Source organism: Sedimentitalea nanhaiensis DSM 24252 (genome assembly GCF_000473225.1).
In the GTDB taxonomy this organism is placed as follows: Bacteria; Pseudomonadota; Alphaproteobacteria; order Rhodobacterales; family Rhodobacteraceae; genus Sedimentitalea; species Sedimentitalea nanhaiensis.
The window spans coordinates 2,393,004-2,405,647 of the sequence record NZ_KI421509.1; the positions used below are offsets into that span (position 1 = coordinate 2,393,004).

14 protein-coding genes are annotated in these 12,644 nt (G+C 57.5%); 3 read left to right on the forward strand and 11 right to left on the reverse strand.

Features of this window, described 5'->3' with window-relative positions:
* Positions 1-61 precede the first annotated feature (61 nt).
* A complete protein-coding gene (locus NANH_RS0113595) occupies positions 62-568 on the forward strand; it encodes a hypothetical protein (RefSeq protein WP_027262531.1) in 507 nt (168 codons plus the stop codon).
* Between the two features lie 74 nt (positions 569-642).
* On the opposite strand, the gene NANH_RS0113600 is transcribed toward NANH_RS0113595, so the two are convergent.
* The 3 genes from NANH_RS0113600 to smpB form a co-directional block, all read right to left on the reverse strand.
* On the reverse strand, positions 643-1,827 hold the full coding sequence (locus NANH_RS0113600) for an amino acid aminotransferase (RefSeq protein ID WP_027262532.1): 1,185 nt from the start codon (positions 1,825-1,827) through the stop codon (positions 643-645).
* On the reverse strand, positions 1,827-2,681 hold the full coding sequence (gene sseA, locus NANH_RS0113605) for a 3-mercaptopyruvate sulfurtransferase (protein WP_027262533.1): 855 nt from the start codon (positions 2,679-2,681) through the stop codon (positions 1,827-1,829). The genes NANH_RS0113600 and sseA overlap by 1 nt, the downstream gene beginning before the upstream one ends.
* A 116-nt stretch (positions 2,682-2,797) precedes the next feature.
* A complete protein-coding gene (gene smpB / locus NANH_RS0113610) occupies positions 2,798-3,274 on the reverse strand; it encodes an SsrA-binding protein SmpB (protein WP_027262534.1) in 477 nt (158 codons plus the stop codon).
* Positions 3,275-3,415: 141 nt separating this feature from the next.
* On the opposite strand from smpB, the gene NANH_RS0113615 reads away from it, so the two are divergent.
* Entirely contained in the window at positions 3,416-4,552 is a 1,137-nt protein-coding gene (locus NANH_RS0113615; protein WP_027262535.1) for a lytic murein transglycosylase, read from the forward strand.
* Between the two features lie 5 nt (positions 4,553-4,557).
* Here the strand turns inward: NANH_RS0113615 and NANH_RS0113620 are convergent, their stop codons facing one another.
* Positions 4,558-5,376 (reverse strand): sulfotransferase family protein, encoded by an 819-nt coding sequence (locus NANH_RS0113620; RefSeq protein WP_027262536.1) that lies wholly within the window; start codon positions 5,374-5,376, stop codon positions 4,558-4,560.
* Between the two features lie 143 nt (positions 5,377-5,519).
* Here NANH_RS0113620 and NANH_RS0113625 point away from each other — a divergent pair, with 143 nt between their 5' ends.
* Entirely contained in the window at positions 5,520-7,097 is a 1,578-nt protein-coding gene (locus NANH_RS0113625; RefSeq protein WP_027262537.1) for a DUF5928 domain-containing protein, read from the forward strand.
* A gap of 21 nt (positions 7,098-7,118) precedes the next feature.
* On the opposite strand, the gene pssA is transcribed toward NANH_RS0113625, so the two are convergent.
* The 7 genes from pssA to NANH_RS0113660 form a co-directional block, all read right to left on the reverse strand.
* On the reverse strand, positions 7,119-7,865 hold the full coding sequence (gene pssA, locus NANH_RS0113630; protein ID WP_027262538.1) for a CDP-diacylglycerol--serine O-phosphatidyltransferase: 747 nt from the start codon (positions 7,863-7,865) through the stop codon (positions 7,119-7,121).
* 3 nt (positions 7,866-7,868) lie between these two features.
* Positions 7,869-8,561, reverse strand: a complete 693-nt coding sequence (locus NANH_RS0113635) for a phosphatidylserine decarboxylase (protein ID WP_027262539.1) — start codon at positions 8,559-8,561, stop codon at positions 7,869-7,871.
* Between the two features lie 73 nt (positions 8,562-8,634).
* Entirely contained in the window at positions 8,635-9,279 is a 645-nt protein-coding gene (locus NANH_RS0113640; protein ID WP_027262540.1) for a DUF1523 family protein, read from the reverse strand.
* An 11-nt stretch (positions 9,280-9,290) separates the two neighbouring features.
* Entirely contained in the window at positions 9,291-9,557 is a 267-nt protein-coding gene (locus tag NANH_RS0113645) for a hypothetical protein (RefSeq protein WP_027262541.1), read from the reverse strand.
* Entirely contained in the window at positions 9,558-10,907 is a 1,350-nt protein-coding gene (locus NANH_RS0113650) for a DUF6638 family protein (protein WP_027262542.1), read from the reverse strand.
* The gene (locus NANH_RS0113655; protein WP_139236285.1) at positions 10,904-11,221 is read right to left on the reverse strand and encodes a hypothetical protein; all 318 of its coding nucleotides are present in this window, start codon (positions 11,219-11,221) and stop codon (positions 10,904-10,906) included. Before NANH_RS0113655 ends, NANH_RS0113650 begins: the two co-directional genes overlap by 4 nt.
* Positions 11,222-11,547: 326 nt before the next feature.
* Entirely contained in the window at positions 11,548-12,642 is a 1,095-nt protein-coding gene (locus NANH_RS0113660; RefSeq protein WP_027262544.1) for a flagellar basal body P-ring protein FlgI, read from the reverse strand.
* Between the last annotated feature and the right edge of the window lie 2 nt (positions 12,643-12,644).

A 12,644-nucleotide genomic window follows, 5' to 3' on the forward strand; every position in this document is an offset into this window, starting at 1 on the left:
TTGCAAGGCGCGCGATTCGATGTGGCGAACCCGCCTTCCCAGAACCTTAAAAGGATATACGATGTCTGTTCTAAAATCTGTTGCACTGAGTGCCGTCGGCGCCATCTTTCTGGCGTCTTCAGCGGGTGCCGATACCTTTGAAAAATATGGCGAAGTCGAAGGTTGGAAAGTTTTTGCTGACAATGAAAAACAGTCCTGCCTGATTGAAGCCGTGGATGCCGCGGAAAACGTCGTTCAAATGGGCCTGACCAGTGACAAAAGCGCGGCCTATGTCGGGGTGTTCACCAAGGCCAAAACCGATATCAAATCCGGCGACAAGGAAGCTGTTGTCATTGATATAGACGGCGATCTCTATGTCGGCGAAGCCACGGGCATGCGCGGCAATATCACCAAGGGTTATTCCGGTGGATATGTGCTGTCGGATGATCCCAAATTCGTCGAAGACGTTGCAAAAAAATACATCATGACCGTTTTCCCCGAAAAGGAGTACGCGTTCTCGGTAAACTTGGCCGGCACTTATAAAGCCATCGAAATGGTAAAAAAATGCAATGCCGAGCTGAACGGCTAAGACATCCCTGAAAATACACCAAGACCGACCGCCTCGGAACGAAGCGGTCGGTCCGGTGTACTATCGGGGCGGTATCAAATGCCGGCGTCGATGATCGCCTTGGCAAGGATCGGCACTGTGGTGGCGTTCAGACCCGCAATATTCATGCGGCTGTCGCCCACCATGTAGATGCCATAATTGGCGCGCAGTTTTTCAACCATCTCGGGGCTGGTTCCCAAACGTGAAAACATACCGCGATGCTGGGCGATAAAGGCAAAGCGATCCGAGCCCGAGAGGCGCTGCAATTCATCGGCCAACGCCTGACGCAGCCCCAGCATCGACAGGCGTACCTGCTCCAGTTCCGTGGCCCAGTCCGCGCGCAGGGCGTCGTCGTTCAGGATCATCGTGACCAATCGCGCTCCGTGATCGGGCGGGAAGGAATAGTTCTGCCGGTTCAGAAAGGCCAGCGTGTCCTGATTCAATCCGCGTTGGCTGGCATCCTGACTTACCGCCATCAACAGCCCGGTGCGTTCACGATAGATGCCGAAGTTCTTTGAACAGCTGGCCGCGATCAGACACTCCGGCACATTGCTGGCAACCATTCGGGTCGCGATGGCGTCCGCATCCAACCCATCGCCAAAGCCCTGATAGGCAATGTCGATCATCGGAATCAACGCGCGCTCATTCATCAGATCGATGACCGCCTGCCATTCGACATTGTTCAAATTCGCACCGGTGGGATTGTGGCAGCAGCCGTGCAACAGCACCACGTCGCCAGCCTTTGCCTTGCCCAGATCCTCGATCATCCCAGCGAAATCAACACCCCGCGTTTCGCTGTCGAAATAGCGATAGGCGACGGTTTCGATGCCAAGGTATTTCAGGATCGACAGGTGGTTGGGCCACGTCGGGTCGGATACGAACACCCGCGCTTGTGGGTTCGCCATGCGGATCAGCTCAAACGCCTGACGGACAGCACCGGTGCCACCGGGGGTAGCCGCCGCGCCGACATTGGCGCGCGGCACAGCATCCCCAAGGATCAGCGCGATCATTGCATCCGAGAAAGCCGGGTCACCGACCAAGCCGACATAGGCCTTGCTGTCCTGCTCTTGCCACAACCGATACTCAGCGGCCTTGACCGCGCGCATGACAGGCGTGACGCCCTCGGCATTCTTGTAAACGCCCACGCCCAGATCAATCTTGTCAGTGCGCGGATCTTCGCGAAAGGCTTTCATCAGGGCCAAAATCTTGTCGGCGGGCTGCGCCTGTAATTTGTCAAACATCATGCGTCTCCGGTTGCAACGGGAAGGGTCGGGAATGCACCCCATTCGGCCCACGAGCCGTCGTAAAGCGCGTGATCGATCTTGCCCATACGTTCCAAAGCCAAGGACAGGATTGCCGCCGTCACGCCAGAACCACAGGTGGTGATCGCCGGTTTGGACAGGTCTACGCCTGCCGCCTGAAACACGGCGCGCGTCTCGTCCACCAGCTTCATCGTGCCATCGTCGTTCAGCAGTTGAGTAAAGGGTACATTGCGCGACCCCGGAATATGCCCCGCACGCAGCCCTTCGCGCGGCTCGGGTTCGTCACCGCGGAATCGGGCTGCGGACCGCGCATCGATGATTTCGTGGTCGCCCAGCTTGGCGGCCTGGCTGACCTGCGTCACGTCGCGCACCAGGCTGTTCTGCACCCGCACGGTCATATGACGGTCACGCACCATCGGCGGCAGATCCTCGGTCACACGACCCTCGGCTTGCCATTTCGGAAATCCACCATCCAAAACCGCAACATTGGTCTGCCCCATCAACCGGAACAGCCACCAGACCCGTGCAGCCGACACCAGGCCCGCGCCGTCATAAACCACCACCTGATGCCCGTCACCAACGCCCATGGCCCTCAGGCGCGACATGAATTTCTCGACCGGCGGCACCATGTGCGGCAGGTCGGAGCGGTGATCGGAAATCTCGTCGATGTCAAAAAACCGCGCACCCGGAATATGGGCCTCGTGATACTCGGCTTTGGCGTCACGCCCCGCTGCCGGCAGATACCACGACCCGTCCAGAATCCGCAGATCCGGATCCTTTAGATGCGTCGCCAGCCAATCGGTGGAAACCAGAGTTTTTGGATCATCCTGCATGTCGGGCAGCCCCCTGTTGAATCGCGTTCCTTGCTACGCGGCCCCTGCATACGTTGCAAGCCTGCGCACCGCTGTTTGCAGGGATCCATCAGGATATCCAAGGTTCGGACCCGCCGTCAGCGGTTGTCCTTGAGCAGCCGTTGCTTCTGGCGGCTCCAGTCCCGCTTGGCCTCGGTCTCGCGCTTGTCGTGGTTCTTTTTGCCCTTTGCGATGCCGATCTTGAGCTTGGCCAGACCCTTGTGATTGAAATACATCACGATTGGCACCAGGGTCATACCCTTGCGCTGGGTCGCATTCCACAGGTTGGACAACTCTTTGCGCGATACCAGCAGCTTGCGGCGGCGGCGTTCTTCGTGCCGAAACGTCTTTGCCTGATCGTAGGGCGCGACATAACTGTTGATCAGCCACAACTCGCCATCGTCGACCGTCGCATAGCTTTCGGCGATATTGGCACCGCCCTGGCGCAACGATTTCACTTCGGAACCTTCCAGCAGGATACCGCATTCCAGGTCATCCTCGATGGCATAGTCAAACCGCGCCCGCCGGTTTTCCGCGATAACCTTGTAATTGGGGTCGGATTTTGTCTGTGCCATGACGGCCAGATGTAGGCGCTTGGATGCGCAGGTGCAAGCATGGCCGGACAGGTCTTTTTACGCCGCTGCCGATGGATCCGGTTTGCCTGTGCCACACGGTGCGCTATGAATTGGAAAAACCAGAGGCAAAGGGCAGAAGACATGCGGATTTCACGACGGATGGCGACGCTGGGTATTGCGGCAACGGCATTAACCGCCTGTTCGGGTGGTGCGGTGACCCAATCGGCCAGATCTCGGATGCAGACAGTGCCAAACAGAGGCTATGATGCCTGGGTGGCCGGGTTCAAGACCCGCGCGGCGGCAAATGGGATTTCCCAAACCACCATCGGCCGCGCCTTTCAGGGTGCCGGGTACCTGCCCGGCGTGATCGAGCGCGACCGCAATCAGACAGAATTCAAACGATCCCTCGAAGACTATCTGGCGATTGCCGCCTCGGACGACCGGATCGAAACTGGCCGCGCCAAATTGCGCCAACACAACGCCACCCTGTCCCAGATCGAAGCCAAATACGGCGTCGACAAACATGTCGTGGTCGCGATCTGGGGGCTGGAAAGCCGCTATGGCGCGCGACGCGGCGACATTCAGGTGGTCTCGGCCCTCAGCACTTTGGCCTATGAGGGGCGCCGCGGCTCGTTCTTTGAAAGTCAGTTGATGGCGGCGCTGAAAATCCTGCAGGCGGGCGATACCACGCCGGACCGGATGGTCGGCAGCTGGGCCGGGGCGATGGGCCATACCCAGTTCATTCCGACCTCGTATCTGGCCTATGCGGTGGATTTCACCGGTGACGGGCGACGTGACATCTGGTCGGACAATCCAACCGATGCACTGGCCTCGACCGCCGCCTATCTGAAACGCTCGGGCTGGGTCACAGGGCAGCCGTGGGGCGGCGAACAGGGTTCGACCGCCGCCCGGTCCGGTACGCCGGTCGCGGTTATCCAGCCACAGGTGCCGGGACCGAAATTCGTCGTGTTCAAGAATTTTTCCGTCATCAAGCGATACAACAATTCCGACAGCTACGCGATCGGCGTCGGCCATCTGGCAGACCGGATCGCCGGGGGTGGACCACTGCGAACACCCTTTGGGCCGGATGCGAACGGTCTGACACTGGCGGATCGAAAGGAATTGCAGAAGCGCCTGACGGCTGCCGGGTTCGATACCGACGGCGCGGACGGGGTCATTGGGTCCAAATCACAGGCCGCGATCAGCGCCTATCAGCGCAGCTTGGGCCTGCCCGCCACGGGCGAGCCTTCTGCGGCTCTGTTGAACAGGCTTCGCTAGGGCGGTCAATCGCCCAGCTTGGCGTGCACCTCGTCCAGATCTATCTGACCGGTTGGCAACTTGTCGGCGGGATTCTCGAAGTCGTATTTGAACAAATCGAAATCGCGCTTGTAGATTTCATAGATCAGATGCATCGATAGATCGTCGAAGTAGTCCTCGACCGGGTGAGCCCGTTTGGGGCCGTGCCCCTCGCTCTCGTTGAAGCGCGGCATTGCGGCCAGATCGATTGCATTCGGCACCTCGACCGACTTCAGAACCTGCCCCATGCCGTCTTCGAACTTTTCCATCCAGAAAATATTGTCATAGGTGCCACCGTTGACGATAAAAGTCGATACATGACCCGAAACGGCAGACCAGTGGATATCCGGGTCCATGGGTTTGCGCCACTTGATCGTGTCGCGCACAAACAGCAGAAACCGGCGGAACGAACGAATCTGGTCAAACGTTTCCTTACCATCGTCGCCGCCAACCTCGATGCCATAATTGGCAATCAGCATAGGTACCAGATTGCCCCGGTAGCGTTTTCCGTTGCGCTGGATTCCGCAAATCTTGTCAAAAAACGAACTGAGAATGCGGCCGTAGGGATTTCGCACACAGGTGAAGTTGTACGAATTGTGGCCCTGCACATTGCGCGTGATCGGATCCTGGCTGGCCTCTATGGCCCATTTGTGCAACCCGGTCTCGGCATCGTGTATGTCACCGTCATAAAAGCTGCCGTGATCGGAATAATACATGATTTGCCCGATGGTCGAACAGGCGCATTTGGGGACCACCCGGTACACCATGCTTTCGGATTCGGTCATCCAGATTCCGGGATACCCCATTCATTTTGCCTCCTTGGCTCGATCCATCCCCAAAAAGGGCGGGCATCTTCCCGGCAAAAAAACAAACTGAGCCGGTTTATTCAATCACTCTTCATCTTTATCAAGATAATCAATGTGCGAATAATAGGTGTATCCTTCCCGATATGGCGAAAATTGCTTACATCCTGCTGTGTCACAAGAATCCCCAAGCGATCATCCAGCAAGCCGAGCGGCTGACCGCCGCGGGCGACTACATGGCGATCCACTTCGACCGCCGTGCGGATCCACAAGATTTTCACACGATCCGCACGGCGCTTGCGGGCAATCCCAACGTTACCTTTGCGCACAAGCGGGTAAAGTGCGGCTGGGGCGAGTGGTCCTTGGTTCAGGGCACGCTGAACGCCGTTCAGGCCGCAATCGATGCCTTTCCCGACGCGACCCATTTCTACATGCTGTCGGGCGACTGTATGGCGATCAAGACGGCTGAGTTTGCCCATCGCTTTCTCGATGGAAACGACGCCGACTTCATAGAGAGCTTTGATTTCTTCGAAAGCGACTGGATCAAGACCGGGATCAAGGAAGACCGGCTGATCTATCGCCATCTGGTGAACGAACGCAGACACAAATGGCTGTTCTATGCCGCATTGGGGCTACAGCGCCGCCTGGGCCTGCGGCGCGCGATCCCGACAGATATCCAGGTGCAGATTGGCAGCCAGTGGTGGTGTCTGCGCCGTCGCACCATCGAATGGATCCTGGAATTCACCCGGCGGCGTCCGGATGTAATGCAGTTTTTTCGTACCTCGTGGATCCCCGATGAAACCTTTTTTCAAACCCTGGTCCGGCATCTGGTGCCTGAAACGGAAATCCAGGCCCGGACGCTGACGTTTCTGATGTTCTCTGACTACGGTCTGCCGGTAACCTTCTACAATGATCATTATGACCTGCTGCTTGCGCAGGATTTCTTGTTTGCCCGCAAGATCAGCCCCGAGGCAGAGGAATTGAAAGCCCGCCTGGGTCGGCTGTATGCGGAACGGCAGGTCGGGTTTCAGATCTCGAACGAGGGGCAGAACCTGTTCCGGTTCCTGACAGGACGTGGCCGCGTGGGACGCCGGTTCACGATGCGGGTCTGGGAAGCCGAAAGCACGCTGGGCCGTGATCGCGAACTGATGATCGTGGTTTGCAAGAAGTGGCATGTGGCCAAGCGTCTGGCGGCGCACCTCGGGCTTCTGACCAGCGTGCCGGCCATCGAGTACCTGTTCGATGAAGAGAACGCGGCCCTGCCGGATTTGGGTGGACTTCAGAATAGCCTGGCAAAGCGCACGCGCCATCGGCGTGCGCTGATGCGGATGCTGTATGACTATTTCGACACCGACCGGTTGATCGTCTGCATGGATTCGCGGAATCTGGAGCTGTTACAGGATTTTTTTTCGGACCGTTCGATCACCCGAATTCTTGAAGTCGAGTGTCTGTTCTCGGACGCCGATCTGATCGGTCATGCCCGGCGCCTGGGCTTGGCCGGTGAGCAGACCGGCAAAGAGACCCTGCAGCAACTGCTGCCAACGCTGCGTAATGATATCATACACGAAAGCGATCTGATCAACGATGCAGGGTTTTCCGACCTTTGCCGGATATCGGAACGTGACCCCCCGGAAACCAATGCCTTGAAATTGGCCGAGTTCCTGACAATTCCGCACGATGTAGCGCTGGAGCTTGCCACCACCGAACAGCTATTTGCGGATTAAGCCATTGGTCTGGGCGACCGGTCAGTTCTTGGTCGCGGCATTCCGGTTGAGCCACGCCCAGAACACGCTGGCGGCATAGGCCAGATCAAGCACAACCAGCGTTGCCCAAGTTTGGGTCAATAGCGCTGCTGCAAGAAATGCAAAGCCAAGCAACAGAAATTTAACATTGGTTCGCGATACCCTCGCCCGCTTGAAGGAATATGTCGGTATGCGACTGATCATCAGCAAACCGACACCAATCATATAGAACCCAATCACGCCCGCCGGAATCAAGTCGGGATCGTCGAACAGAAACGACAGGAACATGGGAAACAGAACCAGAAACGCACCTGCCGGAGCCGGAACGCCGACGAAACGGCTGCTCTGCTTGCCGCTCAATTCCGATTTGCTGTCGATGTTAAACCGCGCCAAACGCATCACACAGCTGATACCAAAGACCAACACCGCAATCCAGCCGCCGCTATTGGTGCCTTGCAACGCCCACGCATATATCACCAAAGCAGGAGCCACCCCGAAGTTGACGCAATCCGCAAGAGAATCCAGCTCGGCGCCGATCTGGGATTCCGATTTCAGCAGGCGCGCCAGCTTGCCATCCAGACCGTCCAGTACACAGGCCACCAAAATCAGAATAACCGCCGCGTGATACTGATCCTGAAATCCGAACCGGATGGCCGACATGCCAGCGCAGATGGCGGCAATCGTAACGATATTGGGCAGCAACATGACAACGGGCATGTCAGAGCGTTGCGGCGGTCGGTCTTGTTTCATCTCCTAGCCCGTTCGCCCCGCTCGGACGCCTTCGGACGAGATCAGATCGGCCAGAACAGTTTCACCTGCAACCATGGTTTGCCCGACACTGACCAGCGGCGCCACCCCATCGGGCAGATACACATCCAGCCGTGACCCGAACCGGATCAGGCCAAAACGCTCTCCGGTCATCACAGGCTGCCCCTTGGAAACAAAACAGACGATTCGCCGCGCCACCAACCCCGCGATCTGTACCACGGCGATTTGGCGTCCGTCCGGCATTGTGATGCACAGGCTGTTACGCTCGTTATCCGCGCTCGCCTTGTCCAGCGACGCATTGAAAAACTTGCCGGGACGATACGCCACAGCAGTCACTTCGCCAGCCACCGGCGCGCGGTTCACGTGGCAATTGAATACGTTCATGAACACGCTGACCCGGGTCAGGGGCACATCCGCCATGCCCAGTTCCGCAGGCGGTACGGCCGGTTCGATCAAGGACACGACCCCATCCGCCGGGCTTACAATCAAGCCCTCGCGGATTGGTGTAGTGCGTACCGGGTCGCGGAAGAAATAGTAGCACCAAACGGTCAATCCGACGCCGATCCAGCCTAGAACATCCGTGACAAGAAACAGCAGCGCGGAAACGACGGCAAAAATGGCGACAAACCGGATGCCCTCGCGGTGCATCGGCTTCAGAAAGGTTCCCAGCATTGTCATGTTAAATCCAGTCGCTTGAGGTGCCCCGACTTCCTATCCCAGCCGACCGGCCCTGTACAATGCACTTGTAGCGTCACTTTTGCCGCCAACTCTCCAGCCACCGTCGAAATCGACCGCGTCGTTCGCTCATCGCTTCGCCAGCCGCATCCATGCTGTCGCCCCAATCCTGCAAGACCGGATCGACCCGGGCCTGCCGAAAACGCCGCCAACGCACCCAGATCGCCCAGAAAATTGCGGCCAGTATAGTCAGGAAAACAATGTTGAACCACGGAACCAACCGCATGTCCGGATCTTCAATCTGGCGGATGCTGACCGCATTCGGAAAGATCGAAATGAATTCATTGCGCCAGCCATAGTGACGAATCACAACCCACTTCGGATTGTCCGATGTCGATTTCAGATCGACCGCCTCGGCTTGCAGATTAGAGCTGTTGACTTTGAAATACGGCGGCCAGCTCCAGCCAGTGTCTTCGTTGCGATAGACCATGACCTTCCCGTTGTTCAGCCGCGTCTGGATGAAGAACACATCGCGGTTTTCTGCCATCGCGTTACTACCCACATCATGGGTGGCCCAAAACCAGCTGTTTTCGCCCGGATCGATGCGCTTTTCATAGGTGTCAGTAATCCGCCCGACATCCTGCTGCGGCAAAGTATAGTTCAGGACCGCTGCAAGCAGTCCCCAAAACAGGAATATGAACACCCATTTGACATAGACCATCGGTCTGCCCCTCAATTGAAGTTCGTTACATAGACCAAGATCGCGATCAGCGACAGAGGCACGATGTAAACCCCCAGGATCAATTTTCGACGAAACGAGCGGTCGTATTTTTTAAGGCCACGCTGGACAAAAGCCTCGCGATCGCCGGTCATGCCCTTGCGCTCCCAGTGGGCCAGAAGCTTGCCGCGCCGCACCCTGCGGGAATAGATCGATATCCCGACATAGATGATCGACAGAACGATGGACAGAATAAACATCAGGCGCAAAAATGGTAACATCTAGCCTCTCCTGACCGCGCCCCAGGGGCCAACCCGCCGGACCATCTCGGCGGCAGGATCCGGCGGCGTCTCACCACTCATGTCGGGTTCATGCCCAAACAGAGACGCCCGCGCGCCAGCTTTATCGACCTGATACTCGCGCACCAGGAACTCGACAACAAAGGCCTTTTTGGCATCTGGCCAGGCCGCATATTGGCGATAGAATAGATCCTTGTGGCAAATGAAAAGCTGTCGCAGATCCAGCGGGCTCAGTTCGGCCAAAAGCATATTGACCAGATCCCGATCTTCGGTGTCGGCCGCGCGCAATGTATAGAAATAGGCCGGATGTTCCGAGGTGATGCGCGGCCATCCCCCCCCGTTCGCAGCCCAGTTCAACAGGGCTGCGAGTCCGTGATATTCGAGCGGCAAGCGATCTGCGGATTGACGTGCAAGGCGGCGCATATCGGACCGGTTCAAACCGCTCAGATCCAATCCCGATCCGGCGGCGGTGTCGATCACGATAAAATCCAGTTTTTGGCGCAGGACCGCCACAGCGTCCAATCCGGGCGCCTTGACGATCGCCTCGACCAGACCGTTGCGTTCCAAGAACCTGGCGATGCTGTTGCGATCACCCAAGTCAAATGCGTTGTCTATCGGGATCGGACCTAGCGCCGAGGCATCCCGAATCGAGATGGCTGCCGGATAGGTCACGGTTTTGAACAAATACAAACCGTCAAACAGGGCCGTCCAGAAATTGCCCAACTCGAACTCTGTGCTTTTCAGTTGCACCGGGTTGCGGGTGATATCGCCGGACCGGCCCGCAACAGCAATCATGCGCGTGATCAGATCGTCGTCGAACCAGCCATCCTCTTTGGTGCGGAACCTGTGGACCAAACCGGCCAATTCGTCGCTGTGACGCAATCTGCCGCCGGGAGTGTCCGCTTCGATTTCTACCTTGTGAAGATCGAACAACCGCGCCGGTTCCGCAATCTGAAGCACCGAGTTCACCAACTCGCCTGCGACGGCGTCTGTCGCAGTCAAAGCGAACAACTGGGAATCGTTGGCATCGATAAAGCCGCGCAGGATCTTCCGGCTGGAGGAAAAAGTGGCATTCAACAGCGGTGCCCGTTTCTGTTCTGTCGAAAGCAGGATGAATTGCCGGTTCACACCATTATGGTTGAGATAATAGTGATCGCCCAGTTCATCCCCGATCTCGGGCGAATAGCCCGAGATATCAACATGGAAATCCGCCAGCGCGGTCTGCTTTCCCGTTAGATGCCGCAAGGCACGGTTATAACGTTCGACCAAGGCTGGCGCGCTTACATGCAAAAGGTTGCCATACATCAGCCCACGTTCGATCAGGCGTTTCATGCAACTGTTTTCCGACGGCGCAGACGATTGAAAAGTACGACATATGCCGGTGCCCAAAAGAACACGGAAAAACCCGTAATCGGCAGGGTCCGAAGCAGCAGGGGAACCTGAGCATCCAGATCACGCGTTGGGTCAGGATTCAGCAGCAGGAATAAGACAAAGGCTATTGCAAAACCACCTGCGAGACCTAGCAGCCCGGTCGAAAACGCACCGATCGTGTTGAGAAACGGCGCGCGCGCGGATAAGTGCGCCATCACGACGCTTACGAAAATAGAAACCAGAAGCAGCTGTGCGAAGAAGAAAAGTACCGTCACATGCCGCGCTCCGCTTGCCACCTGGCCCAAACCGCAACGAAAGGCCGTCCGGCTGTACCTGAAAAATTTCCTGTCCGCTCTCAAGAATAGTCATATCTGACAGATTACGACTTGCACCAGACGAAATTTTCTTACCGGACGACCGAGCACGCCGCACAGCCGAATTTGTGCCTTCTGTCTTCCCCCGCAATCACACCAGTCCAAGCCGACCGCGGGTCTTGGTCGTTCTAAAGTGTCGTTGCCGAGATTGTTCGTGGTCCGCCTTGCCGCCCGCACCGCTTGAGGATAGAGCGATGGGCTCGGCTACAGGGCGCAGCGAGACCCGGTTATCGCACCACAAATTCGGCGTGCAAAGCGCCCGCAGCCTTCAGGCTTTTGAGAATATCGATCATATCGCGCGGCGAGACACCAAGTGCATTCAATCCCGCGACAACCTCGGCCAGCGAGGTGCTCTCGGGGACTTCTGCAAGCGACACGCCCTCTTCGTCGTCAATCGAAGCACCGGTACGCGGAACGACAACAGTTCTACCGCTGGCAAACGGATTGGGTTGCGACACAGCCGGAGTTTCCTCGATCCGCAATGTCAGGTTGCCTTGCGAAACCGCCACACGTGAGAGGCGCACATCGTCTCCCATCACGATCGTACCAGAGCGCTGATCCACGACTACACGCGCTTTCAGTTGGGGTTCAACCAGGATGTTTTCAATGCGCCCAATCGCATGTGCGGTCGACGCCGCCCGCGTGGCGGTGATGTCCAGATCGATGGTTCCGGAATCGCGCATCGCCGCAACAGAGCGGCCGAATTCGCTGTTTATAGCCCGCTCGATCCGACCTGCCGTGGTAAAATCGGGCTCGCGCAGCGCCAAGCGCATCGTGGTCAGCGAGGAAAGGTCAAACTCGATTTCGCGCTCTACCCGCGCACCCGATGGAATAACGCCCGATGTCGGCACGCCCTGCGTCACCGATGCTGCCTCACCTTCCGCCACGACGCCGCCGGCAAGAACCGTGCCTTGTGCAACCGCATAGATTTGTCCGTCCGCTGCGTTAAGCGGGGTCATGATCAGCGTGCCACCCAACAGGCTGTCCGCATCTCCGATTGCCGAAACCGTTGTATCAATCTGACCTCCAACGCGCGAAAACGGCGGCAGACTGGCGGTCACGATCACCGAGGCAACATTCTTTGGTCTCAGCTGTTCGCCGTTCACGTTGACACCCAACCGTTCAAGTATGTTCTGCATGAGCTCTTCGGTGAAAGGCGAGTTCCGAAGCCCGTCCCCGGTGCCGTTCAAGCCAACAACCAGACCATAGCCGACCAGATCGTTCCCGCGCACACCGTCAAATTCGACCAGATCCTTAAGACGGATCGCACCGGCCTGGACCGTCACCGGCAATAGCAGACATAAAATCAGCGCTCTCAGCATAA